The 24,831-nt window shown below is 59.8% G+C and carries 24 protein-coding genes; 14 read left to right on the forward strand and 10 right to left on the reverse strand.

What is annotated here, in order from left to right; all coding sequences use genetic code 11:
• Positions 1–12 precede the first annotated feature (12 nt).
• Positions 13–789: an SDR family oxidoreductase gene (locus tag HGP16_RS07180; RefSeq protein ID WP_168839323.1), complete on the reverse strand. Its 777-nt coding sequence runs from the start codon at positions 787–789 to the stop codon at positions 13–15.
• Positions 790–843: 54 nt separating this feature from the next.
• On the reverse strand, positions 844–1,737 hold the full coding sequence (locus tag HGP16_RS07185; RefSeq protein ID WP_168839324.1) for an aldose 1-epimerase: 894 nt from the start codon (positions 1,735–1,737) through the stop codon (positions 844–846).
• Positions 1,738–2,028: 291 nt separating this feature from the next.
• Between HGP16_RS07185 and HGP16_RS07190 the strand changes: the two genes are divergently transcribed.
• The 5 genes from HGP16_RS07190 (at position 2,029) to HGP16_RS07210 (ending at position 7,030) form a co-directional block, all read left to right on the forward strand.
• Positions 2,029–3,012, forward strand: coding sequence for an arabinose ABC transporter substrate-binding protein (locus tag HGP16_RS07190; protein ID WP_168839325.1), 984 nt, complete (start codon positions 2,029–2,031; stop codon positions 3,010–3,012).
• Between the two features lie 70 nt (positions 3,013–3,082).
• A complete protein-coding gene (gene araG, locus HGP16_RS07195; protein WP_168839326.1) occupies positions 3,083–4,588 on the forward strand; it encodes an L-arabinose ABC transporter ATP-binding protein AraG in 1,506 nt (501 codons plus the stop codon).
• A 16-nt stretch (positions 4,589–4,604) separates the two neighbouring features.
• Positions 4,605–5,561 carry an L-arabinose ABC transporter permease AraH gene (gene araH / locus HGP16_RS07200; RefSeq protein WP_168839327.1) on the forward strand — a complete coding sequence of 319 codons (957 nt, stop codon included), beginning with the start codon at positions 4,605–4,607 and terminating at the stop codon, positions 5,559–5,561.
• Between the two features lie 107 nt (positions 5,562–5,668).
• Positions 5,669–6,442, forward strand: a complete 774-nt coding sequence (locus HGP16_RS07205) for a FadR/GntR family transcriptional regulator (RefSeq protein WP_168839328.1) — start codon at positions 5,669–5,671, stop codon at positions 6,440–6,442.
• A 204-nt stretch (positions 6,443–6,646) separates the two neighbouring features.
• Positions 6,647–7,030 (forward strand): SgcJ/EcaC family oxidoreductase, encoded by a 384-nt coding sequence (locus tag HGP16_RS07210; protein WP_168839329.1) that lies wholly within the window; start codon positions 6,647–6,649, stop codon positions 7,028–7,030.
• A gap of 42 nt (positions 7,031–7,072) precedes the next feature.
• Here HGP16_RS07210 and HGP16_RS07215 read toward each other — a convergent pair whose 3' ends face one another.
• A complete protein-coding gene (locus tag HGP16_RS07215; RefSeq protein WP_168839330.1) occupies positions 7,073–8,356 on the reverse strand; it encodes a cystathionine gamma-synthase family protein in 1,284 nt (427 codons plus the stop codon).
• A 339-nt stretch (positions 8,357–8,695) separates the two neighbouring features.
• Between HGP16_RS07215 and HGP16_RS07220 the strand changes: the two genes are divergently transcribed.
• On the forward strand, positions 8,696–9,475 hold the full coding sequence (locus HGP16_RS07220; protein WP_168839331.1) for a class I SAM-dependent methyltransferase: 780 nt from the start codon (positions 8,696–8,698) through the stop codon (positions 9,473–9,475).
• A gap of 138 nt (positions 9,476–9,613) precedes the next feature.
• Here HGP16_RS07220 and ppk2 read toward each other — a convergent pair whose 3' ends face one another.
• Positions 9,614–10,528: a polyphosphate kinase 2 gene (gene ppk2, locus HGP16_RS07225; protein WP_168839332.1), complete on the reverse strand. Its 915-nt coding sequence runs from the start codon at positions 10,526–10,528 to the stop codon at positions 9,614–9,616.
• A 97-nt stretch (positions 10,529–10,625) separates the two neighbouring features.
• Entirely contained in the window at positions 10,626–11,414 is a 789-nt protein-coding gene (locus HGP16_RS07230) for a 3-hydroxybutyrate dehydrogenase (RefSeq protein ID WP_168839333.1), read from the reverse strand.
• Positions 11,415–11,619: 205 nt separating this feature from the next.
• On the opposite strand from HGP16_RS07230, the gene HGP16_RS07235 reads away from it, so the two are divergent.
• Together HGP16_RS07235 and HGP16_RS07240 are read left to right on the forward strand one after the other, a co-directional pair.
• On the forward strand, positions 11,620–12,366 hold the full coding sequence (locus HGP16_RS07235; RefSeq protein WP_168839334.1) for an acetoacetate decarboxylase: 747 nt from the start codon (positions 11,620–11,622) through the stop codon (positions 12,364–12,366).
• 39 nt (positions 12,367–12,405) lie between these two features.
• A complete protein-coding gene (locus tag HGP16_RS07240; protein WP_168839335.1) occupies positions 12,406–13,563 on the forward strand; it encodes a patatin-like phospholipase family protein in 1,158 nt (385 codons plus the stop codon).
• Between the two features lie 109 nt (positions 13,564–13,672).
• Here the strand turns inward: HGP16_RS07240 and HGP16_RS07245 are convergent, their stop codons facing one another.
• Positions 13,673–14,293, reverse strand: coding sequence for an ABATE domain-containing protein (locus HGP16_RS07245; RefSeq protein WP_168839336.1), 621 nt, complete (start codon positions 14,291–14,293; stop codon positions 13,673–13,675).
• Between the two features lie 358 nt (positions 14,294–14,651).
• On the opposite strand from HGP16_RS07245, the gene HGP16_RS07250 reads away from it, so the two are divergent.
• The 3 genes from HGP16_RS07250 to HGP16_RS07260 all read left to right on the forward strand — a co-directional run bounded on the left by HGP16_RS07250 (position 14,652) and on the right by HGP16_RS07260 (position 18,561).
• The gene (locus HGP16_RS07250) at positions 14,652–15,494 is read left to right on the forward strand and encodes an alpha/beta fold hydrolase (RefSeq protein ID WP_168839337.1); all 843 of its coding nucleotides are present in this window, start codon (positions 14,652–14,654) and stop codon (positions 15,492–15,494) included.
• A 209-nt stretch (positions 15,495–15,703) separates the two neighbouring features.
• Positions 15,704–17,431: a hypothetical protein gene (locus HGP16_RS07255; RefSeq protein WP_168839338.1), complete on the forward strand. Its 1,728-nt coding sequence runs from the start codon at positions 15,704–15,706 to the stop codon at positions 17,429–17,431.
• Positions 17,432–17,610: 179 nt separating this feature from the next.
• Positions 17,611–18,561 carry a DUF535 family protein gene (locus HGP16_RS07260; RefSeq protein ID WP_168839339.1) on the forward strand — a complete coding sequence of 317 codons (951 nt, stop codon included), beginning with the start codon at positions 17,611–17,613 and terminating at the stop codon, positions 18,559–18,561.
• 105 nt (positions 18,562–18,666) lie between these two features.
• Here the strand turns inward: HGP16_RS07260 and HGP16_RS07265 are convergent, their stop codons facing one another.
• Together HGP16_RS07265 and HGP16_RS07270 are read right to left on the reverse strand one after the other, a co-directional pair.
• Positions 18,667–19,842 (reverse strand): ATP-binding protein, encoded by a 1,176-nt coding sequence (locus HGP16_RS07265; protein ID WP_246703291.1) that lies wholly within the window; start codon positions 19,840–19,842, stop codon positions 18,667–18,669.
• 20 nt (positions 19,843–19,862) lie between these two features.
• Positions 19,863–20,555: a response regulator gene (locus HGP16_RS07270; protein WP_168839341.1), complete on the reverse strand. Its 693-nt coding sequence runs from the start codon at positions 20,553–20,555 to the stop codon at positions 19,863–19,865.
• A 200-nt stretch (positions 20,556–20,755) separates the two neighbouring features.
• On the opposite strand from HGP16_RS07270, the gene HGP16_RS07275 reads away from it, so the two are divergent.
• Together HGP16_RS07275 and HGP16_RS07280 are read left to right on the forward strand one after the other, a co-directional pair.
• The gene (locus HGP16_RS07275; RefSeq protein ID WP_168839342.1) at positions 20,756–21,517 is read left to right on the forward strand and encodes a phosphatase PAP2 family protein; all 762 of its coding nucleotides are present in this window, start codon (positions 20,756–20,758) and stop codon (positions 21,515–21,517) included.
• A 261-nt stretch (positions 21,518–21,778) separates the two neighbouring features.
• Complete coding sequence (locus HGP16_RS07280; protein ID WP_168839343.1) at positions 21,779–21,916, forward strand: hypothetical protein; 138 nt, start codon at positions 21,779–21,781, stop codon at positions 21,914–21,916.
• Positions 21,917–22,029: 113 nt separating this feature from the next.
• Here the strand turns inward: HGP16_RS07280 and HGP16_RS07285 are convergent, their stop codons facing one another.
• Entirely contained in the window at positions 22,030–22,707 is a 678-nt protein-coding gene (locus HGP16_RS07285; RefSeq protein ID WP_168839344.1) for an O-methyltransferase, read from the reverse strand.
• 181 nt (positions 22,708–22,888) lie between these two features.
• Complete coding sequence (locus tag HGP16_RS07290; RefSeq protein ID WP_168839345.1) at positions 22,889–24,103, reverse strand: adenylate/guanylate cyclase domain-containing protein; 1,215 nt, start codon at positions 24,101–24,103, stop codon at positions 22,889–22,891.
• 57 nt (positions 24,104–24,160) lie between these two features.
• Here HGP16_RS07290 and HGP16_RS07295 point away from each other — a divergent pair, with 57 nt between their 5' ends.
• Positions 24,161–24,793 carry a TetR family transcriptional regulator gene (locus tag HGP16_RS07295; protein ID WP_168839346.1) on the forward strand — a complete coding sequence of 211 codons (633 nt, stop codon included), beginning with the start codon at positions 24,161–24,163 and terminating at the stop codon, positions 24,791–24,793.
• Positions 24,794–24,831 lie beyond the last annotated feature (38 nt).

Consider the following 24,831-nt stretch of genomic DNA (forward strand, 5'->3'; position numbering starts at 1 on the left):
GCGGGGCCAACATCATTGATGCTGCAGCACGCTCAGGCCGCCGTCCACGGTCAGGCATGTGGCATTCATGAAGGGGCATTCATCCGAGATCATGAAGACGGCGGCCAGCGCTATTTCCCGCGGCGCGGCGATACGCCCGCCTGGATGCAGCCTCAGCGTCTCCGCCTTTGCCGCCTCCGGATCGGGAAAGCCGTTCCAATAATCGATGACTTTTTGTGTCGCAACGTAGCCGGGCGCCAGGGCATTCACGCGTACATTCTTCGACGCGTATTCGATCCCCAGTGACTTGGTCATGCCGAGGAGCGCATGCTTGGCGAGCGGGTAGGGGAAGGTGTGCGGAATGATGGTGAAGGCATGGGTCGAGGCGATATTGAGGATGACGCCACCGCCCGAGGCGATCATCCCTGGCAGAACGGAGCGGCAGCAATTCCAGGCGCCCTTGAGGTTAATGTCGAAGCAGCGCTCCCAATCCTCGTCCGTCAGCTGCAGCGGTTCGGCAAAGACGTTGACGCCGGCATTGTTGACCAGCGCATTGATGCTGCCGATCTCCGCCGCTGCCTTGGCGACGGCCGCACCCATGGCGGCGGCATCGGTAATGTCGGCCGCCTGATAGCCGACGATGCCTCCTTGTTCCTTCAGCTTGGCAGCGGCCTGTTCGAGAAGGGCTTCATCGCGGTCAATGAGAAAGATATGCGCGCCTTCGGCTACAAAAGCTTCGGCGATTGCCAGACCGATCCCCTGTGCGGCTCCGGTAATGAAGACCCTTTTTCCGGAAAGGCGATTTGGCATTCGGTGTTCCTCTTTTGGCGTGGTCCGGAAATTTGAGCGATGAGCGGTCGTCGGCTATTCCGGATATTTTTGTGGCTGCAGATGGACCGACCCCGAAAGGCTTTCTCCAGGCTGCAGGATTTTCAGATCTCCCAGATCCGGAAGGTTATGACCGTTTGCAAGGTGGGACATCGGCTCGAAGCAGAAATAGTCGTGGCGAAAGGCCGGGTTGAAAATTGTGTCGGGGACGAAGATGAAGGCGTGCCTGATCGATGCGTCGGCAGTCAGACGCAGGCTTACGCCCTTTTCTGGCCAGTCAATCCGCGCTTCGCCACTCCATCCCTCGAAGCCGTTGTTGACCCAGCGGCGAGGAAGCGGCGACGGCCGGGAAAAGTCGAGATCCGCCGGAATAGCGGTACGTTCTCCCGGCAAAAAGCCCTCGGTCTCCGTCCAAAATCGCTGCGCCGGCGCGAAAAGCGTCGTTTGCGGCGTCATCGGGAAATAGGGATGCCAGCCAAGCCCGAATGGCAGCGCGACCGTGCCGGTGTTCTCCACGCTCATCTGCAGCGTCAGCCCTTCGGACGACAGCGCAATGGTCTGCTTCGCATCGTAACTATAGGGCGTATTTTCCCCTCGATGGCGAAAGCCGATCTTCAATTCGTTGCCGCTGCGAGAGAGAATGGACCATTCCCCCTGCCAGCCGTCACCGTGCAGATAATGAGGGTCCGACGCCGTGTTCGGCCGAAGCTGGTAGTCGCGTCCTTCGAATGTGAAACGGTTGTTCCGGATGCGGTTGCCGAAGGGGGCCAGCGGATAGCAGGCGGAAGAGGGTGCACTGGCATTATCCGGCGCCGGTCTGAGAAGCGCAATTTCGTCGCCATCCGCGGCCCAGGTATAGTCGAGCAATATGCCGCCCAAAGTCGATGCGCGAACCGAAAACAAGCCGTCCTGCAAATCGATGATGCTCATTGAACGGCTGCCATCCCCTCGCCATCAGGCCGATCCCGAATGGTCGGGCACCCTATATTCGCGCCTTTTAATGTCAACAGATATATAGGATTTATTTTTTCCATGTTGCCGGTTTCTCATGTGTAACCATCTTGTTTTCATCGGAAACGTGCCGTTTTCCTGGATAAGGCTCAGCCCATGTCAGCAAGACAGAATAAATAATCATACATAAATATTGACCGGTATGATGTTTTTTCCTATTCACACTTTGCTGCCGACAAGTGGCAGAGCGAGATTTTAGGGAGAGAGACCATGCGCTTTTTCAAAGCAGCCATCCTTGCGGGCGCGTTTGCCGTTCTGGCCGCCGGCTCGGCGCTTGCTAAAGACGTCAAGATCGGGTTCATCGTCAAGCAGCCGGAGGAGCCCTGGTTCCAGGATGAGTGGAAATTTGCCGATCAGGCCGCCAAGGAGAAGGGCTTCACGCTCGTCAAGATCGGCGCCGAGGATGGCGAGAAGGTTCAGTCGGCGATCGACAATCTCGGGGCGCAGGGCGCGCAGGGCTTCATCGTCTGCACGCCCGACGTCAAGCTCGGCCCCGGCATCGTCGCCAAGGCCGCCGCCAACCAGCTGAAGCTGATGACCGTCGACGACCGCCTCGTCAATGCCGAAGGCAAGCCGCTCGAGGATGTACCGCATATGGGCATCTCCGCCACCAAGATCGGCGAGACCGTGGGGCAGGCGATAATCGATGAAGTCAAGAAGCGCGGCTGGGACATGAAGAATGTCGGCGCGATCCGCGTCTCCTACGATCAGCTGCCGACGGCCGTCGACCGCGTCGAAGGCGCGATCTCTATCATGAAGGCCGCGGGCTTCCCGGCCGCGAATATCTATGACGCGCCGCAGGCAAAGACCGACACGGAAGCAGCACTCAACGCCGCGACCACGGTTCTCAACAAGCATGCCAATATTAAGTACTGGGTCGCCTTCGGCCTTAACGACGAAGCCGTGCTCGGCGCCGTCCGCGCCTCGGAATCGGTGGGCATACCGGCCACCAACATGATCGGCGTCGGGATCGGTGGTGCGGATTCGGCGATCAACGAGTTCAAGAAGCCCGCCGCGACAGGCTTCTTCGGCACGGTCATCATCTCGCCGAAGCGCCACGGCTACGAGACCGCGCTCGATATGTATGACTGGATTGCCAACGGCAAGGAGCCGCCGAAGCTGACGCTGACCTCCGGTTCCCTGGCGCTGCGCGGTGACTACGAAAAGGTTCGCAAGGATCTCGGCATCGAATGATCATCCCTCAAGGGTGATTTCCGTCCGGCGGCCCATTGCCGCCGCCGGACCTTCTCTCGATGGAGCAAGTATGGCTTTCCTTGAATTCAAGGGCATTTCCAAGGGCTATCCGGGCGTTCAGGCGCTGTCCGACGTCTCTTTCGATGTGAAAAGGGGCGCGGTGCATGGGCTGATGGGCGAAAACGGCGCCGGCAAATCGACGCTGATCCGGGTCCTTTCCGGCGATCAGGCGGCACATGCGGGCAGTATCGTCATCGATGGGGTGGAGCAGCATTACAGCTCCGTCCGCGATGCCTTTCATGCCGGCGTCGTCGTCATCCACCAGGAGCTGCAGCTGGTACCGGAGCTGACCGTCGCCGAGAACCTCTGGCTCGGTCGTTTTCCCGGCAAGGCCGGTGTGATCGACGGCAAGACGCTGGTCGAGACCGTCCGCGCCAAGCTCAAGGAAATCGGCATCGACGTCGATCCCGCAGCCAAAATTTCCTCGCTGTCGATCGGCGCCCGCCAGATGGTGGAGATTGCCAAGGCCGTCATGGTCGAGGCGCGGGTGATCGCGCTCGACGAGCCGACCTCGTCGCTATCGTCACGCGAAAGCGAAATCCTGTTTTCGCTGATCGACCGTCTAAGAGCTAACGGCACCGTCATTCTTTATGTCTCGCATCGCCTGGATGAAATCTTCCGGCTCTGCGACAGCCTCACCGTGCTGCGAGACGGTAAGCTCGCGGCGCATCATCCCAGCATCGCCGATACGACGCGGGATCAGATCATCGCGCAAATGGTCGGCCGCGAGATCAGCAATATCTGGAACTGGCGCGAACGGCCGCTCGGCGAGGTGCGCCTGGAGGCCAAGCAATTGTCCGGTTCGAAGCTGCGCAATCCTGTCAGCTTCTCGGTCCGCAAAGGAGAAATCCTGGGCTTCTTCGGCCTTATCGGCGCCGGCAGAAGCGAGATGGCCCGCCTTCTCTATGGCGCCGATCACCGTCACCAGGGCAGCGTTTCGATAGACGGAGTTGCCGTCGCGCCGAACAATCCGAAGGCTGCGATCAGTGCCGGCATGGTTCTCTGCCCCGAGGACCGCAAGTTCGACGGCATCATTCAGGGACGGTCGATCGAGGAGAACATCGCCATCTCCTCGAGGCGGCATTTCTCGCCGTTCGGCATCCTCAATCCGAAGAAGGAAGCCGCGGTCGCCGATCGGTTCATCGCCAAGCTCCGGGTGCGCACGCCCTCGCGCCGGCAGGATATCGTCAATCTGTCGGGCGGCAATCAGCAGAAGGTCATCCTTGGCCGCTGGCTTTCCGAACAAGGGGTCAAGGTGCTCGTCATCGACGAGCCGACGCGCGGCATCGATGTCGGCGCCAAGTCGGAAATCTATGAAATCCTCTATGAGCTGGCCGCCGACGGCATGGCGATCATAGTCATCTCCAGCGAGCTTCCCGAGGTCATGGGTATTTCCGATCGCATCATGGTCATGTGCCAGGGCCGCGTCGCCGCCAACGTCGCCCGCGCCGATTTCGACGAACGCGCCATTCTGACCGCGGCTCTGCCCGACAAGAATGCCGCCGGCACAATCTAATTCAGGAATGGTAACGATGAACTCGTTGAAAAAACTTCTTCTCGGCGAACAGGGCCTGGTGGTGATCTTCGCGATCGCCTTCGTGATCGTGTCGCTCTTCGTTCCGAGCTTTCTGACGGAGCGCAATATGCTCGGTCTGCTGCAGTCGGTGGTGACGATCGGTATCGTCGCCTGCACTATGATGTTCTGCCTTGCCTCGCGCGACTTCGACCTGTCGGTCGGCTCGACCGTCGCCTTCTCGGGCATGATCGCCGTCATGGTGTCGAACTCGACCGGCTCGATCCCGCTTGGCCTGCTGGCGGCGCTGATCAGCGGCGGCCTCGTCGGTGTCGTCAATGGCGTCGTCATCGCCAGGTTCCGCATCAATGCCCTGATCACGACGCTCGCCACGATGCAGATCGTTCGTGGTCTCGCATTGATCGCTTCTGACGGCCGCGCCGTCGGCATCAACGATCCCGCCTTCTATCAGCTGGCGCTGTCGCGCTTCCTGACCGTGCCGACGCCGATCTGGATCATGGTGCTGTTGTTCCTCATCTTCGGCTTCATGCTCAATCGCACCGTTTTTGGCAAGAATACCCTTGCGATCGGCGGCAATCCCGAGGCGTCGAGACTTGCCGGCGTCAATGTCGTCAACATGCGGATCTGGATCTTCGCCTTGCAGGGTCTCGTCTGCGCCATCGCCGGCATTCTGCTCGCCTCCCGTATCACGTCGGGCCAGCCGAATGCGGCAACCGGGCTCGAACTATCCGTCATCTCCGCCTGCGTGCTCGGCGGCGTGTCGCTGGCAGGTGGCCGCGCGGCGATGACGGGCGTGATCGTCGGCGTCCTCATCATGGGCATCGCCGAGAACGTGATGAATCTGCTGAATATCCAGGCCTTCTATCAATATCTCGTGCGCGGCTGCATTCTGCTGATCGCCGTTCTGCTTGACAATCTGCGCTCATCGGCGGCAGGGCATCGCGCCCGCTTGTGACGATCAAATTCCTTGGGAGAAGATTGCCGAGCTCGCAGTTGCGCATTGATGCCAGGGCGTGGCGCCGCTCATGATTGCCACCGGGCCAGCGGAAGGGAGTGCAAGTGATGAGTACGCGTTTGGGGTCTTTACGGACACGGGGTGGGGCTGCGCCTGAACAGGGAAGGCGCACCGTTCGCGAGGAACTGTTGAAGAAACTCATCGAGCAGATCGTGTCGGGCGTTCTCGCGGAAAGCTCGATCCTGCCGAACGAAGCCGAGCTTTCCGAGGCCTATGGCGTCAGCCGCACCAGCCTGCGCGAGGCCATGCAATATTTGTCGGCGCTCGGAATGGTCCGCTCGCGCACGCGAGCCGGCACGACAGTCCTTTCGCGCGAGAACTGGAACTATCTGGATCCGCTGGTTCTCGACGCCACCCTGGCGCTCAGCAATGACCGCAGCTTCTACGATTCCCTGCTCGATGCGCGGCAGGTGCTGGAGCCTGCCGCCGCCGCGCAGGCTGCCGCCAATGCCACGGCAAAGCAGCTCGCGCAGATCGCCGAGGCTTTCGAGGATATGGTCGCCGCCAATGCTCGTGACAACGAGGCATGGAGTCAGGCGGACCTGGAGTTTCACACCGCCATCATCAATGCCAGCGGCAATTGGGTCTTCCGCCAATTCGCCACCGCCATCCGGGCAGCCCTGCTTGCAAGTTTCCGCCTGACCAATAGGGCGAGCCAATCGCACGAATATGCGATCGCCCGGCATCAGGATGTTCTGGATGCGATCCGCATGCGCCGTCCCGATGCCGCCCGTTTTGCCATGGAGCAGCTGATCGGAACGGCCAGAATGGAGCTTAGCGATGCCCTGCGCGCCGCCAAGCCCAAGGATGAGCCGGAATAGATCGGTTCGTCTGGGGCGAAGAAGGCTCGCTATCTGCTATGTTCGGCGTGACGGAGCGCACTATATCGTTAATCCGGATATTGAAACCTGGCCGGATGATTGAGCATAGGCAATGCCGACTTTCTCCGTCCAATGGTTCTCGCCTCATGAATTGAAACGCAGCCGCCGCTGCAATGCGGCGCTGCCTATGGAGGAGATTTCGGAATGACGGAGGATGAAAAGGCAATCCGGAAAGTCGTGGAAACCTGGATTGCCGCGAGCAAGGCGGGCGATACGGCAACCGTTTTAGGGCTGATGACGGACGATGTCGTCTTCATGGTGCCGGGCCGAGAGCCGTTTGGCAAGCAAGCCTTCTCGGCAGCCTCCAAGGGCAAGGACGGCGTAAAGATGGAGGGCGCCAGCGAGATCGTCGAATTGCGGGTGCTCGGCGACTGGGCCTTCATTCGCAACCACATCGACATCACGACGACACCGCCAGGCGGCGATGCCATCAATCAGTCGGGCTACACACTCACGCTTCTGCGCAAGGAGGCCGATGGCGAGTGGCGCCTCGCACGGGATGCGAACCTTCTGACCGGGCATAGCTGACCGTTGCAGCGTTCATCCGCGTCGTAAATCGAAGGATCTCCATCATGCGACTTCGAGCGCGGACGCCAGATCGGCGATCAGATCGTCTGGATGCTCGATCCCGATCGACAACCGGATCGTCGATTCCAGCACGCCGATGCGGTGGCGCACATCCACCGGAACGCCGGAATGCGTTGTTGTCGCCGGATGGGAGGCAAGCGATTCCGTGCCGCCAAGGCTGACCGCGAGCTTGAAGATCTGCAGCGCATTCAGGAATTTAAACGATGCCGGCTGGCCGCCCTTGATATCGAAGGAAAAGGTCGAGCCTGCACCGCTGCACTGGGTGGCAAAGGTGCGGCCCGTGGCCGAGGACGGATCGGTATAGGGCAGGTAATGTATCTGCTCGATCTTCGGATGATCCCGCAGGAAATCGGCCACGGCCCGGGCGTTGCTGTCGGCCCGTTCCATGCGGATTTGCAGCGTTTCCAGCGAGCGGCCGAGCATCCAGCAGGAATGCGGATCGAGCTGGGTGCCGATTGCGCCGCGCAGCGCCTTGACCTGCTTGATGACGGCTTTCGACCCAAGGGCGGCGCCGGCGATCAGGTCGGAATGACCGCCGACATATTTGGTCAGGGAATAAAGGGAAATATCGGCGCCATGCTCGATCGGCCGCTGGAAGACCGGGCCTAGCAAGGTATTGTCGCAGGCGATGATCGGCGTATGGCCCTGTTTCTTGCCGATCGTGTAGGCCACGCGGCGGATCATGGCGATATCGACCAGGCTATTGGTCGGATTGGCGGGTGTCTCCACCAGAATGACAGACACTCGGCCCTTGGCCATTGCTTCCTCCGCGCGCGCCGTCACTGAAGTTTCGCTGACGCCGTCTGCGAACCCCACTGCCGAAACGCCGAGATTGAGGAATGTCTTGGCGATAAGCGTTTCCGTTCCGCCATAGAGCGGCTGGGAATGTAGGATCGCATCGCCGGGGCGGACGAAGGCCAGCAGCGTGGTGGCGATCGCCGACATGCCGGAGGAAAATAGCGCGCCGCTTTCCGTTCGCTCATAGACGGCAAGCCGATCCTCGACGATTTCGCTGTTGGGGTGGTTGAAGCGCGAATAGACAAGCCCGACGCCGGTGCCTGCCGGCGGTTCGGTGCGGCCGGATATGTAGTTGAAGAAATCGCGCCCGTCCTCGGCCGATTTGAAGACGAAGGTGGAGGTCAGGAAAACAGGTGGCTTGACCGCGCCCTCGGACAGCTCCGGGTCGTAGCCATAATTCAGCATCTGGGTTTCGGGATGCAGCGCGTGGTTGCCGATATGCGTTTTCGAGGGATGCGGCGCAGTCATAACGGTCTCCTCGGCCGATGATGTGAATTTTAGACTCACATTATACATCACTTAATGTGCCGGCTCGCTATTCGCCATTGTCTGCGACGCGGTTTCGATATTGGGGGCCGATATAGGCTGGAACTATCCAACCCGCGCATCACTATCCGAAATACGACAGAAAGGTCGTCATATTAGTTTGCGGCGCTCGTCTTGACACAGTCCCACCCCAGTTTTCGGGAGCTTGCGGCTTCGCTGTGCGCGGTCCTTGCAGAAACGGTGCATTTTTCGACCGACTGGTCCCCCTTGATGAGGGCGCTCGGCGGCGAGATGCACGAAGAAAACCAGTGAGGTTTACATTTGAAATCGGGCGTTCGAAAATTTGTGTTTCGCGATCTTCAGAAAATCGATGGTTATATCGACCCGCCGGATGCGCTTGTCTTCCTGTCGCTGATCGAAAAGCAAAGGCAGGAAAAACTACACGGCGGCCTCGCCGAAATCGGGGTCTATTATGGGCGGTCCTATTTCTTGCTGCGCAAAATCAGCGCCCCCGATGACAATGTGCTTGCGATCGACCTTTTCGACGTAGAAGCGGATGGTGCGCAATATCAACGCTTCCTCGACAACGGAAGATCACTGGGCATTCCCGTCGATGAAGACCTCGTCATAACCGGCGATAGCACCAGGCTCGATCCGCAGGAAATCATCGACAAAGTTGGGCAGGTTCGTTTTTTCAGCGTCGATGGAGGACATCTGCTTCGCCACATCGTTGCCGACAGCCGGCTGGCGAAGAGCGTGCTGGCCGATCATGGCATCATCGCTTTCGACGATACATTCAATCCAGCCTGGCCGGAGGTGACGATCGGCGTCTCGGATTTTTTGCGCAGGAACAGCGATACCTTTGCCGCCTTTTGCATGACCAAGTACAAGACCTATGTCTGCCGGCGGGATTTTCATGAAATCTATCGAGCCGCACTTGGCAGGGCACGACATCTCATGCCTTTCGAGCATGCCGAGATGGATTTTCTCGGCTCGAAAGTCCTCAGGCTGCACAATCCCATCAACCGAAGAGTTGCCTATGAGCTCCTGCGGCGGCTGGGCTTGGGCGCCATATCCGGATGGGCCTACCGCCCAGTCTGACCTTGAGCCGGCCTTGCTCGCCGGTGGCGGAGTTAGAGCGCTTTAGTTTTTCACAGAACCCCTAAACCGCTCTAACTCTTTGTTATCTAGCAATTCCGGACGGAAAACCGCTCAGCACTTTTCCTGGAATTGCTCTAGTCAGTAGACTTCGGGCACGTACATTTCCGGCGGAACCGGTGTGCGATGATAATCGACATGACGCAGGCGCTCCGGCAGGACGATTTCCGGCTTTGGTACGTTTTCGTAGGGAATCTGGTTCAGGAGATGCGCGATACAGTTGAGGCGCGCCCTCTTCTTGTCGACGGCATGGACGACCCACCATGGCGCCTCGGGAATATGCGTGCGCTCGAGCATCTCTTCCTTCGCCTTGGTGTATTCTTCCCAGTGTACGCGGCTTTGCAGGTCCATCGGCGAAAGCTTCCACTGCTTCAGCGGATCCTGAATGCGCATGTTGAAGCGGAATTCCTGTTCTTCGTCGGTGATCGAGAACCAGTATTTCAGGAGAATGATGCCGGAGCGAACCAGCATGCGCTCGAAATCCGGTACGGAACGGAAGAATTCTTCCAGCTCATCGGGCGAGCAGAAGCCCATGACGCGCTCGACGCCGGCCCGATTGTACCAGCTGCGATCGAACAACACCATTTCGCCGGCTGTCGGCAGATGCGCGGTATAGCGCTGGAAATACCACTGATGCCGCTCACGCTCGGTCGGAGCCGGCAATGCGACGACGCGGCAGACGCGCGGATTGAGGCGCTGAGTGACACGCTTGATGGCGCCGCCCTTGCCGGCGGAATCGCGGCCCTCGAACAGTACGACGACCTTGAACTTCTTGTACTGCACCCAGTCCTGCAGGCGCACGAGCTCGTGCTGAAGGCGGAAGAGTTCGCGGAAATAGATGCGGCGATCGAGCGCCTCTTCGCCTTCGCCGATAAGGCCCTCTGCGACCAACTCGTCCAGCCGGTCCTCTTCGAGCTGCATCTCCAGCTCCTCGTCAAAGCTATCGACGATCTCATCCTTGATGCGGCTGAGCGGATCGTGTGTTTCATCGGTCATTATGCGCCTCCTGCTCTGTTTTCATGTAACTGCTGCAGCCTTCGACTGCAGCAAGCCGATCCGTTCTTCGAACATGCGCCGGCTACGATCTGGGGTATTATTCGGCAGTCCAGCCGCCGTCGACGGAAAGCGTCGTACCGGTAATCTGCTTTGCGGCCTCGCTGCACATGAAGACCGCAATGGCAGCAACTTCGTCAACGGTGACGAATTCCTTCGTCGGCTGGGCGGCCAGCAGCACATCGTGCTTGACCTGCTCTTCCGTCATGTTGCGTGCCTTCATCGTCTCGGGGATCTGCTTCTCGACGAGTGGCGTCCAGACATAGCCGGGCGCGATGGAATTGACGGTAACGCCGTCCCGCGCGGCTTCGAGCGCGATGGTCTTGGTGAGGCCGGTAATGCCGTGCTTTGCCGAGACGTAGGCCGATTTGAACGGAGAGGCGACCAGCGCGTGCGCCGAAGACGTATTGATGATGCGACCCCATTTGCGGGCTTTCATGCCGGGAATGGCGGCCTTGATGGCGTAGAAGGCGGCAAGGAGATTGATGCGGATGATGGCTTCCCACTTATCGTCCGGGAATTCCTCGATCGGGGCCACGAACTGGATACCGGCATTGTTGACGAGAACATCCAGGCTGCCGAAAGCTTCTTCGGCTTCGCGTACCATTGATGTCACTTCCTCGCCATTCATCATGTTGGCGCCGGAGTAGCGGCACTTCACGCCGAAATCGGCTTCGATGGCAGCCCGTTCCTTTTCGATCGCATCGGCATCGCCAAGGCCGTTGATCGTCACATTCGCGCCTTCCGCGGCAAAGGCGCGCGCGATCGCAAGGCCGATACCGCTGGTCGAACCGGTGACCAGCGCATTCTTCGAAGTCAACGAACCCATTATGCTACTCCCGCAATCGCTATGACATGGTTGGGTAAAGGGAAATGCTCAAGATGAGCGCACACTGCCAGCCGGATATGTCGCTTTGATAACAGTGGCAGGTCCGCTCCTGCGCAACCATTCTGCGGCTGACACTTCACTGTCATGCAACCGTGCAAGTTTTCGCTCCGGCGCCCGGCGATTTCCTCCAACGACGGACAATAAGATGAAGGTCGAAGACATTCTGAAGCATGCCTATGCGATGCCGCTGACCAATCCTTCCTATCCACCTGGACCCTACCGGTTCTTCGACCGCGAATACATCATCATCACCTACCGCACCACGCGCGAAGCCTTGGAGGCGGTCGTGCCCGCGCCGCTCGAGATCTACGAGCCGCTGGTGAAATACGAATTCATCCGCATGCCCGATTCCACCGGCTTCGGCGACTATACCGAGACCGGGCAGGTCATTCCGGTTACCTATCGCGGACAAAAGGGCGGCTATGTCCATTCCATGTATCTGGATGACGATGCGCCGATCACCGGCGGCCGCGAGATCTGGGGCTTTCCCAAGAAGCTGGCCAATCCGAAAATCGTCAACGAAGGCGAGGTCATCGTCGGAACCCTGCATTACGGCAGCGTCCTCTGCGCCACGGGAACGATGGGCTACAAGCACAAGCCGGTGGATCAGGGACCGCTTCTGGCCGCTCTGTCGGAGCCCAACTTCCTGATCAAGATCGTGCCGCATGTCGACGCCACCCCGCGCATCTGCGAGCTCGTACGCTATTACCTCACCGATATCACCATCAAGGAAGCCTGGACTTCCCCCGCCGCCCTCGATCTCAGGCCGCATGTCATGGCCGATGTCGCGCGGCTGCCGGTTCTCGAAGTGGTCTCGGCCGTTCATTTCACCGCCGATCTGACGCTTGGGCTTGGCGAAGTCGTTCACGACTATCTCGCCGAGCGCAGATAACTGAAAGCTTTGTTGTTAAGACCATAGTGGAGACGGACCGTGCTCGAACGAAATACCAAGGCGGCAGCGCCGACCATCCCGGAAATAGCCGCGCAATATGACCGTGTTGCCCTGGTCTTCCAAGGCGGCGGCGCGCTCGGTGCCTATCAGGCCGGTGTCTATCAGGCGCTTGCCGAGGCGGGATGCGAGCCTACCTGGCTTTCGGGTGTCTCGATCGGCGCGGTCAATGCTGCAATCATCGCCGGCAACGAACCGAGCCGGCGCCTGCAGCGCCTCGAACAGTTCTGGCAGATCATCTCCGGCCGCAAGATCTGGGCCTATACGCCGGAAGGCGATTTCTTCCGCGATATCCGCAACCGCACCAGCTCGTGGATGACGATGACCATGGGCCAGCCCGGCTTTTTCAAGCCGCGCTTTCCCAATCCCTGGCTTGAATTGCCGGGAGCCGAAGGTGCCACCAGCTTCTACGACTCGGCGGAGCTGAAGAAGACGCTCGAAATGCTGATCGATTTCGACCTGCTGAACGATGGCAAGAAGCGCTTCAGCGTCGGCGCGGTGAATGTCCGCACCGGCAATTTCGTCTATTTCGACACCGACAAAGTCCGCATCGGTCCCGAGCATATCATGGCAAGCGGCGCCCTGCCGCCGGCCTTGCCGTCCGTCCGCATCGAAGGCGAATATTATTGGGACGGCGGCATCGTCTCCAACACGCCGCTGCAATATCTGCTCGATCAGGAAGAAGATCGCAGCTCGCTCGTGTTCCAGGTGGATCTGTTCAGCGCCCGCGGCGTGCTGCCGCGCAGCATGCCGGACGTGCTGTCGCGTCACAAGGACATCATGTATTCCAGCCGCACGCGGCAGAACACCGACAATTTCAAGCGCATTCACGGGCTGAAGATGAAGCTCCTGGGTGCGTTGAAACGTGTTCCGAGGGATCAGTTGAGCCCGGAAGAGGAAGAATTGATCGCCGATTATTCCGATGCCGGCGTCGTCAACATCGTGCATCTGATCTATCAGCACAAGAACTACGAGGGCCATGCCAAGGATTACGAGTTCTCCGGCACCTCGATGCGCGAGCATTGGGACATGGGGCTGGAGGATACCAAGCGCACGCTACGCCATAGTGAATGGCTGCTGCCGCCCTTCAGCGACGATGCCGTCGCCATCCATGATCTGCACAGGGAAGATCCGGTCTGAGCCGACAGATAGCTGTCGGCGCGATTCAGCGGTGGCTGAGCCGGAGCGAGTTATATTCAGCTCCGGCTCATCGTCGCACAAAGCCTTCAATTTTTTCGCGCGGCGGGCATCAGCTCTGTTTGAGCCGGTGCCGATGGGCTGCCTGCTTGGCGCGATTGCCGCACATCGCCATGCTGCACCAGCGTCTGCGGTGGCCGCGCGTATGGTCGACGAAAAGCAAGGTGCATGCGTGGCCCTCGCAGGCCTTCACGTCGGAGAAATCCTCCGTGCAGACAAAGCGCCCCAGCGCTTCGCCAATCGGCAATAGCAGCGCTTCGGGCGAGCGCCATTTCCGCATCGGCAGAAAACTGAATTCGCCATTTTCGTCCGCCGGATTTGCGACGATCCGGGCGTAGCCTTCGTCGCGTTCCAGCAGACGGTTCAGCGGCTCCAGTTCGTTCAAGACATCCGATGTCAGCGGCTTTCCCTTGCGGGCTAGCACGAAGGCCCTGAACCATTCACGCAGACTTCTTGCCTGATCGGCGACCTTGTCGAGTTCGCCGGGTAAGGCCTGTTCGCGCATGGCAGCGAGCGTCTCTCGCGAGACGAGGTCGGCCTGTTCCAGCCAGCGCAGCAGGCCCTCTCCGTCATCGATCCAGTCGATCGGCACATCCACAGGCGTTGCGACCGAATTGAGGAAATCCAGTCCCAGCGTGTCGCCAACGAAGATGGCGGGCGAGTGGTTGCCCATCGGCTACTCCTTTTTCCGGCCGGCAGGGATACTGAGCGGCCGCTCGAAAACATCGTGTCTATATAACCTGTCAAAAGCCTCTTGACAAGTTACGCATATCAAGCGTAACCCTATTATCTTCATTTGAGAGGTTACTATTTCCACATAAGGAGAAGCCGATGTCCTCGGAAGGGGCAGATATTGCTCTTGTCTATAATGCTCAAGCGGATGAATATGGCCGGGAAAGGCGATCGCCGTCTTAGTCGGCGGAGTCTTCGGCTATCGCCATCGTTCGCATTCGGAAGGTTGCCATCACCATCTGAATTCTGGATTGGTAACTCCAAAAATTCGAATAGGAAGGTTATGAAAGGACTTTGTCATGACTAACATCCATTATCGCACCGTCAACGTCGAAGGTGTCAAGGTCTTCTATCGCGAGGCAGGTTCGTCCGGCGCGCCCAAGCTCCTGCTGCTGCATGGCTTCCCGAGCTCCAGCCATATGTATCGCGACCTCATCCCGCTTTTGGCCGATCGCTACCATATCATTGCGCCGGACCTTCCAGGCTTCGGACAATCCGACGCGCCGAAAGGCAGCAACAGCTTCGACAGCATCGCCGAGACGATCGATCGCTTCACCGAAATCGTCGGTTTCGATCGCTATGCCGTCTATGTCTTCGACTATGGTGCGCCGACCGGATTCCGGCTGGCGGTGAAGCATCCGGAACGGATCACGGCGATCATCTCCCAGAACGGCAACGCCTATGAGGAAGGCCTCAGCGATGGCTGGAACCCGATCGAGGCCTATTGGCGCGAGGCTTCGGAGGAAAACCGCAATGCGCTGAAGGCTTTCCTGGAGCCGGAAGCGACGATGTGGCAGTACACCCACGGGGTTCCGGATGCTGCCAGGGTTTCTCCGGATGGCTATTCGCTTGACAGTTTCTATCTGGCACGCCCGGGCGCGGAGAAAGTGCAGCTCGATCTCTTCGGGGATTACAAGAGCAACGTTGCGCTCTATCCGACCTTTCAGGACTATTTCCGTACCTACAAGCCGCGTTTGCTGGCTATCTGGGGCAAGCACGATCCGTTCTTCCTGCCGCCAGGTGCCGAGGCCTACCGTCGGGACATTCCTGACGCGATCGTCAAATTCCTCGACACCGGCCATTTCGCCCTCGAAACGCATGCAGCCGAGATCGCGGCCGAGATCCGCGCTTTCCTCAGTTGACATCAGCCTTGCCGCGCCGGTCATGGATCGGCGCGGTGGGCCATTTGTGCTTTTCGGGAACCATTCGCTTGAGAGCAGCAAGAAGAAGCCGGCTCCCTCAGGCCGCGGCGCTGTCGCGCAAGTGCCGCTGTTTCGTCCTCGGCGTTAACTCCGTATTTTTCTGTTCGGCTTAGTTTTCCGGGATGGTCCTAGGCGGAGTCCCAGACAGTATGGCGTATGCAGCGACAAGCCGACAATTTACCCCTTCGACGGATAGCTTCGTCGATCGGCTGGAAAGCGCCCGATTACAGATCGAGCAACGCTTCCTGGATGGTGGCGCAGTCCTCATCACCGCCACGGAAGCTCTCGCCAAGCTGGTCAGCCTGCTGGAACACATCGGCAGTTCCCTGAAGGAGGAGACTGCGACCGAAGCGACGGCTCGCCTTCTCCAGACGGTGGATCTCCTGAACAAGCTGCCACCGGCCGAAGCGCGGCGACATGCGTGCGTGGCCTCGATCAGCCAGACCGGGCAATCGCTTGCAGAGCACGTGCTCTCGATGGAAGAAACGCTGCGCTATCTGAGAACCTTTGCCGCGACCGCCAAAATAGCAGGTGCGCGCATTCCGGATTTTTCGAGCTTCGCCAGCGAAATCGTCGAGCGCATCGAATTCGCCACCAAGGAAGTCAAGGCGCTGTCGCTGCAGATCCGCTCGCTGGAGGCGCAGATCGAAACCGCCGCCGCCAGTGAGGATGGTTCGCTGGCCCAGGATCTGAACGGCATACCGTCCATTGCACAGCGTCTCGTGTCGAATGCCGAGGAGATCCAGGTTCAGCGCCGCAATCTTTCGGAGCTGGCGGATACGGTTGCCGGACTGGCGCGCAAGATCCAGAGCAAGGTTGCCCACACGCTTTCGGCCATGCAGATCGGCGATATTACGCGGCAGAGGGTCGAGCATTGCCAGGCTGCCCATATGATGACCGAAGCCTATCTCGCTTCCGAAGCTCCGGCTGGTCTCTCCGCCTCCGACCGCCAGCGCCTCTCGCAATTGACGATGACGCTGATCTTTGAACTGCTCGGCGAGACGACGAAGGGGTTCGACCGCGAGACCACCAAGATTGTCGACAGTATCCGCAGCTTCAGCGGCGATATCGGCACGCTGCTCGACCTCTACCGGACGATGATGTCGCAGAGCGGCCAGGATGGAAAGAGCCCGCTGCGCGGCGATCTTTCCGCAGCCCGGGCGGTTGTCGATCGCATTGACGTTGCCGCGGCCGGAGCAAACCGGCTTAGCGAAAAGACGTCCGAAATGGTCAAGGAGCTGACGGCAAGCATTCAGACCATTCAGCTGGTACGGCGCGATATTCAATATATGGCGCTCAACACCAATCTGCGCTGCGGCAAACTTGGAGAGGAAGGGCGGGCAATCAACGTCGTCGCCGGCGAATTGCGGTCGTTCGCATCGCTGCTCGACGAGGATGCCGAGAAGATACTGGTCAGTCTCGGCAAGCTTGAAACGCAGGCCGCCGGCCTCAAGGACTGGCGGCAGGCCGGCGAGTCGGAAAATGCTTCCGGTCTCGGCAGCCACATCGATGCAGCTCTCGTCCATATCGGCGAAGCCGGGGCGGCGATGGATCTGAACGTACGGGAACTGCGCCAATGCGGCGAGGCCATGACGTCGCAAGTGGCCGAAATTGCCACCAGTCTGGATTTCCGCTCCGGAATCGGGGAAATCCTGGCTTCCTGCGCCGGCGAGGCGGGGCTGGCGCGCCGTGCATTTGCCGGTACGGCCGGATTGGAAGCGCCTGTGGCGGCCATTTCCGGGCGCATTTTCAGGACCTATACCATGGCCGCCGAGCGCGAGATCCACGCGCGCATCTTCGGCGTGGTAAACCCGGTGGCCGAAAGCGGGCCGGCCCCGGTCCGCGATGAGAATCTGTTCGTGGGCGCCCTTTTCTGATTGCTATGCAGCGCGCGGCGTGGTCGGCGTGACGGACGCCTGTCGCGGCCCTTCTCACCGCCTTCATAAGGCTGCCGACGTCTCGCGTCCTGCCCCGCGAAAGGCTGACGCCGCCTTGACGCTACCTTGACAATTCCGACGCAGATGGTTCGGCGAAACCAAATCTGTCGGACTTTTGCATGAATCGCGAAACATTGGTCGCCGTGACGCCCGACGGCGTCATTTCCAGAATTTCTCCTCGCATAACAGTGCCGCAGGGCGCCGATGGAGCGCGTTCACCACGATATGTCGTGCTGAGCAGGATATTGACCTTCGGGTTGCGGGTGCGCTGGAAGCGGGCGCTTCTTTTCTGGGGCCGCTTCGCGGCCAATCCGCTCCTCACCATTCGCTGGTGGCGCTTTGCCGCGACCTTCGCCGCTGAGCGGGGATTGCCGCCTCCGCATGACGAGCTGCTGCAGAAGCCGCTGTCGAAATTTCTGGTCCATGGAATGCTGGGCTCCCGGCGGCTTTCGCTCCTCATCGATCATTTTTCGATCGCGGAAAGGATTCTTTCGGCGGAGAGCATGACACGCCTCTGGTGCGGCGAGTGGCTGGAAATGGGCTTCGTCCAGGGCCGCAGCGAAACCTATGCATGTTTTATCGCACTTGCCGACCGCAGCGGCGGACGTCATGAAGGCGCCTTCGCGGTCAAACTCATGCGCATCGAGGACAAGGCCGTTCTCTGTACCGTCAGATTCACTTTTGTCAGCCAGGGGTCGCAGGATCGGTATACTTTCGTCGTCGGGAGCATGCAGGGACCGCGCAATGCGAAGCAACGGATCGTCGAGGTTACCCGCGATCTTTCCGGCCTGCGTCCGAAGGAGGCGATCCTGATCGTCCTGCAAGGCCTGGTGACGGAGGGCGGCATACAGCACTTCCTCGCCGTCTCGCAGGTCAAGCATCCGATCCAGTATCGCCGTCGCATGCGGCAGTCGATGATGCGGTCGAATGTCGATGCCTTCTGGGCCGAACGGTCCGCCCAACCAGAGGGCACCTACGGTTTCAGCGTTCCCTTTTCGAAAATCTGCGGAGCCGATAGACGCAGCCAGAGCAAAATGTGGTTCCACGGCATCGGCGAGCTCTTCCTTTGATCATCGGGGCATGCGGCGGTGCCGCCGCGCAGCCGGAAGATTCAACCGTTCCATCTCTTGGCTTTTGCGTAAATCCGGACGAAACCGCACTTTCCCGGAAGTGTTCTATTGCGAAGGTTCGTGCGCTCTTTCCTGCCCGACGCCGTCAGTCAGATGGATTGCGACCATGGCGCCGCCTTCCGGCCGGTTTGAAAATTCCAGATGTCCGCCATGGGCAACTGCTATTGCCTGCACGACGGATAGCCCCAGTCCCGTGCCGCCGCTTGCACGCGAACGCGAAGGATCGCCCCGCCAGAACGGGTTGACGGCGACGGCGTCCATATCCTGCGGAAATCCCGGGCCGCGATCGAGGACGCGGATGAGGACGCTTTCATCCGGCAAACGCTCGGTTTCGCATCGCAGCCAGCCGCCGTCGGCGGCATAGCGGCAGGCATTTTCGACAAGCGCCAGAATGGCCTGTCGTATACGGGGAGAATCCGCCGAGATCCAGGCGGGCTGCAAATCTGTTTCAATCCGCAGCTTGCTTGCGTCCAGCATCGGCATTGCGGAGGCGACAACCGTCTCGACCAATTGCGAGGCATCGATGCGCCGACGCTCGACCACGAGCTTCTGGCCGATGGCCAGGGACAAGGTGCGCAGGTCTTCGACAATCCTGCCCAGACCCTCGACCTGAAGGAGAAGGTCGGAGATGATCTTGCGGTCCATCGGGAAAATGCCGTCGATCATGCTCTGCAGCGATCCTTGCAGGATTGTCAGCGGGGTTCGCAGTTCATGCGCGATCGCCATGTTGTTGAAGCGCAGCCTCTCTTCCATCGTCTCCAGGCTTGTCGCCAGCGCATTGAAGGTTTCAACGAGGCTCGCAACCTCACGGGTGCTGCGGTAAGAGGCGGCAACGCGAACCGAGAAATCGCCCGATTTCAAGCCTTCCGCAGCCGCGGTGAGCTCTTCAAGCGGGCTTGCGAGGCGTCGGGCCAGATAGATACCGATGAGGGCGCAGATCAAGGCGGAAAGCAGGCCACCTATCAGCACGGAAAGCTGCACCTTGAAATCCGTCGGTTCGGTCAGCAAATTGAGGTGCTCGAACAAGAGCCTGAGGGAATCCCCGTCCGGAACCTTGTTTTCGCTCAGCATTTTGTAGGCCGCTGCGGCCCTTGGCGGCAGACCGTCGGTGATGGTCTTTTCAAGATAGGAGGTATACCAGTTGACCTCCAGGTATGTCAGGCCGACGCTGAGGAGCAACATGACGGCGGTAACGATGGCCGTGAGCGTGGCCAGCGGCATGCAAGGAAACCTTAGTATCTTCATCTTGGATCCGAAAAACGATAGCCAATGCCGCGCACCGCGGGAAAAAAGCCGTTCTGTCCCATGTCCTCCAGCTTCCGCCGAAGGTTGGAAATGTGCGTGTCGACAGTGCGGGTCAAGGCCTCGCTTTCGGGCAGACAGGCATCGAGAATATCGGCGCGTGAGAAAGCCTGCGTGGGGTGGCGGATCATATAGGCGAGAATCCGGAATTCGCTGAGCGTCAGAAGCAATGGAATGCGGCGCCCGTCCTTGACGACGACGACGGAATAGCTGCCGAAATCGACCTCGATGACGCCGAAGCGCCGGATGGTTTCCGCCCGGTCGCCTTGCGTCCGCCGCAGAACCGCCCTGACGCGGGCAACGACTTCCTGGGGGTTGAAGGGTTTGACGACATAGTCGTCGGCGCCGAGGCGCAGTCCGCTCAGGCGGTCTATGTCGTCCGCAACGGCTGTCACCATGATGACGGGCGTTGAGCCGGCCTGTCGCAGGCGACCAAGCACCCCGAAGCCGTCCAGTTTCGGCAGGCGTACGTCCAGGAGCACGATGTCGGGCTTCAGAAGCGCATGATGCTGGAGCGCGGTTTCGCCGTCGCCGGCGCGGACCGTGCGAAAGCCGTCCCGCGTCAGATAGCCTTCCAATATCTGTGCAATAGCCGGTTCATCCTCCACGATGAGAACGAGACTGTTGTCCACCTTAGCGCCCCATTTTATTTCGTTTCTTTTGCGGCTTTGCCGCCTCATTCGCACTATCGCGGACAAAACACGCTTCCGCAATTTCCAAACAGTCTTCCGGCCGCCTGACGATCGATTCTGAACACAGCGTTGATGCGATCTCCGTCAATTCTTGACAATCGCGATTCAGGTTGCCGCCGTTCCGCCTCAGGAGATATGGCATGTGGAAATTTGCGTTGCATTCTTGGAACTTTGCGTCCGGGCGCCCGAGCACATCGAAGACCGGCGCAGCCACGGATGGAGAGTTTGCGGTCATCGGCATGATGGTCGTCTGGACCAGTTTTGTCTTCGTGGTCTTTCCCAAACTCGATCTGGCCGTCGCGCGCCTGTTCACCCATGAGCGGCTATTCTGGCTCGCGGAAGACCCATTCCTGAAGGCGGTACGGGACATCAGTCGCCGGAGCCAGCCTTACCTTCTCGGCACCATGGCGGTGATTGTCGTTCTCCATGTCTTTCTGCCGAGGCGGCTTCGGTTCTGCCCTCCGCACAAGCCCTTGTTCGTGCTTCTGAGCTTCGTCGCCGGGCCGCTCCTGATCGTGCAGACGTTGAAAGTCGCAATCGGACGCGTGCGTCCCCGCGATCTCATCGAGTTCGGTGGCACTGCGGATTTCACCCCGGTATGGCAGTTCTCGGCCGCCTGTTCGCGCAATTGTTCTTTCCCTTCCGGCGAGGCTGCGGCCGCCGCCGCCGGGCTCTCACTGCTGGTTTTCGTGCCTCCAGGAGGCAGATGGATTGCCGCGCTGCTTCTGACGCCGTGCCTACTGTTCGTGGCGTTCAACCGCGTCATTTTCGGTGCCCATTTCCTGTCGGATGTGATGCTCGGCTGGCTTCTGACCATGTTAAGCATGGCGCTGATCTGGCGTTGGCTGGAAGCGAATTCACGGGCGATCGATCGCTTCGTAACGCGGTTCATGTTCGGGTAGGCCGCTATTTATCGCCCCTTTTGCCGTCCGGCAGGGATGGGGGGCGTTAGTGTCGCCGGAATGAGACGATACTGACCGAACGCATGTTACAAACCTTAATACAACGTTTGTTCACCTTTCCATCGATCAGGGTTTACTTATTTAGTGGTGGCCATGTCGCCGAATGCGACGGAGGTCGAGCGTCTGATGGTTCAGGGGTCCCGGCAGGGTGAGAGTGATGGGATGGGGTTGGTAGATTGGGCATTGCGTGGAATGCTCGACATGGATAGCCGAAGAAAGGCGGGCGCTCGCAGCAGCCACTTGGAGCCATGGGTCGTGCTTGCCGTGGAAAGTTTCGAGCGGGAAATGCTGGTTTTCTACAGGCGTTCGCAGTTCAAGGTCGTTTATACGGCGACATGACGGCCGCGATGCAAACGCAAATACACGGTGTGAAAGCCGTCACCCGTATCCGGCAGCGAATGCGGGACGGATGTTGCAAGCGCGCCATGGGCGCGCTTGCGCTGTGAACGGCGTCAGCCGAGCCGCATGGACAATTCGATGTCTTCCGCGAAAGCTACGGACATGTATCCGCTCGCCGGCGAGCGCACCCAGGTCAGATAATCGGGACAGAAGTCCGCATTGTCGGCAACCACGAGGGCACCCGGCCTCAGACGGCTCTCCACCAGCTTCAGAATGTCTGGATAGAGCGCCTTGGCGCCGTCGAGAAGCAACAGGTCGATGGTATCGGGCAGATCGGAACTCAACGTCTGCAGGGCATCGCCTTCCCGGATCTCGACGAGATCGATAAGGCCGGCTGCCTCTAGATTTTCCCGTGCCCGCGCCACCTTGGAGGGCTCGAATTCGGTGGTGATCAGGTGCCCGCCGCCATTGTCCCGCAGCGCGGCGGCAAGGTGGAGGGTGGAGATACCGAAGGAGGTTCCGAATTCGACGATGATGCGGGCGCCGGTGCTTCGCGCCAGCATATAGAGCAAGGTTCCGGCCTCCCGCGAGATGGCGAGCGGTATGTCCTTCAGCCGGGCGTAGAAATCGAGATAGTCGGTTTTGCTGCGCACCAGACGCGCGCGCTCCTCGCTGGAAAGGCCGCTCCAGTAAGCGGCAACCGATGGTGTTGTTGCCGGCGACGCTGCATCCGCTTCCTTAAACAGGCGATCGAGCAATGGAGCGAGTGGGGTATTCGTCAATGTGGTCATGTTTTCTCCGTTCAGGGCCAAGGTCTTTTGCCGGCGACGAAAATACGAATAATTCATCGCATTTTCTAATCGCATTGACGGAGGTTGCGTGCGAAATGCGCCTATGTTCTTGAAAATATGCTGGAAAAATAGCGCCTTGGATCATTCCCGAGCAATCCCTTCGGCGCAGCCATTCGCATTTTCAACGGTCGCACGAGATGCCGAAGCCGACGATATCGACCGGATGGTCGAAGCCCTTCAGGGCGTGGCTGCCGAAAGACTTGCATTGGACGCCGGCCGCCTTGGCGGTATCAGATGTCATCAGCATGATTGCGTCTAGCTCCTTGGCGAGGGCCTGTAATCTGGCCGAGCGGTTTACCGGCGTGCCGATGATCGTAAACGAAAACCTGCCAGGCGAACCGATATTGCCGTGAACGACTTCGCCGATGTCGATACCGATCCGCGCCCGCAACGGCGGTGCCATCTTTCGCGACGGCATCGTGTTGATAAGCTCCAGTGCCCGCAGCCCTTCCAGCGCGGCTTTCACTGCGGCGGCACAGAGCGGCCCTTCGCTTCCGGCCTGCGGAACGGGGAAGAACATGACCACGGCGTCGCCGACATGACCGGAGACCTGGCCGCCGGCGCGGGACACAGGCCGGGTGATCGTCTCGAAGAACAGATTGAGATGATCGATGAGAGACCGGGGATCCAGCCGCTCGGTCAGTGAGGTGAACTGGAACAGGTCGCAATAGATCACGATCGCTCGAATTTGCTCAACCTCGCCAAGGCCCACACGGCCATCGAGCAAGGCGGTTGCGGCATTGCGGCCGAGATAGGTCTGCAGCAGGACGCGGGCGGCAGCTGCATTCAATCGGGCTCCGAGGGCAAGGGCGAACACCGGCATCACGCGATGCAGCAGCTCTATCTCCAACCCAGAAAATCCGCCGGGGCGTTCGGTAATGAGCAGGCTCATCACGTCGTCGAAGAAACCGAGCGTGACATCGGGGGCAAGATGGTTGGCAAAGGCTATGGCGTCCGTTGCTCCGTCCTGCGGAATGGATGCGAGGCGGCCGGCATCGAGACGAAGAACCGTTGCATCCTCCTCCAGCATGTCAACGAAGATCTCGCCGGCGAGGATATTGTCTTCGGTGCCTTTGCCGTCTCGCCGCCAGCGAATGAAATGCTGGGCTCTCTCCGGATCGACGGCATCACAGGCAACCTCGATCGTCGAAACGGCGAGACCGACGGCATTCAGCGTGCGGCCGAGGAGAATAACGAGCCCGGCGTCGCTCGCGCCGGCAAGTGCTGCTTCCACCAGGGCCTGGCTCACATGCGAGAACATCTTTGCCAGGGCGTCGGCCTCGATCGGCATGGCTGCCAGTCCGCTGCTTTCATCGCCATGTTCTTTGGTTTGCATGGGGCGTAAAATACGATTAATTCGTCAGCTTTCCCATTCGCATTGGCAGGCATCGATATGACGGATCGTCCAAGAGCCCGGATTTCCTCGCGAAAGCAGCCGAAGCAGGCTCGCTCGAACGAGCTCGTTTCCGCGATCCTGGGTGCCGCGGCTCAGGTTTTGGCAAGGGAAGGCGCCCAGCGCTTCACCACGGCACGCGTCGCTGAAAAGGCCGGCGTCAGCGTCGGATCCTTGTATCAATATTTCCCCAACAAGGCGGCGATCCTCTTCCGCCTGCAGAGCGACGAATGGCGGCAGACGTCGGACCTGCTGCGCCGCATCCTTGAAGATACCGCGACACCGCCGCTGGACCGATTGCGCTGCCTCGTCCACGCCTTCATCCGCTCCGAATGCGAGGAGGCCGCCATGCGTGTTGCGCTCAACGACGCCGCGCCGCTTTATCGCGATGCACCGGAGGCGCATGAGGCGAGGTCATCCGGAGACCGTATCCTGCAGCAGTTCATGCGCGAAGCCTTGCCGGAGGTCGATGACGCGGCCCGCATCCTGGCGGCCGACCTGATCGCCACGACGCTCAGCGCGACGGGAAAGCAGCTTTCGGAAAGCCCGCAAACAGCGCAGGAGATCGAAGCCTATGGCGACGCCATGGCGGATATGTTCGGCGCCTATCTCGAAAGCCTCAAGCTTCGATGAGGGGTGGGGCAGCATGGCCTCCCGCTCCGGCGACGCTG

It is taken from the genome of Rhizobium sp. P40RR-XXII, assembly GCF_012641405.1.
Classification (GTDB): domain Bacteria; phylum Pseudomonadota; class Alphaproteobacteria; order Rhizobiales; family Rhizobiaceae; genus Rhizobium.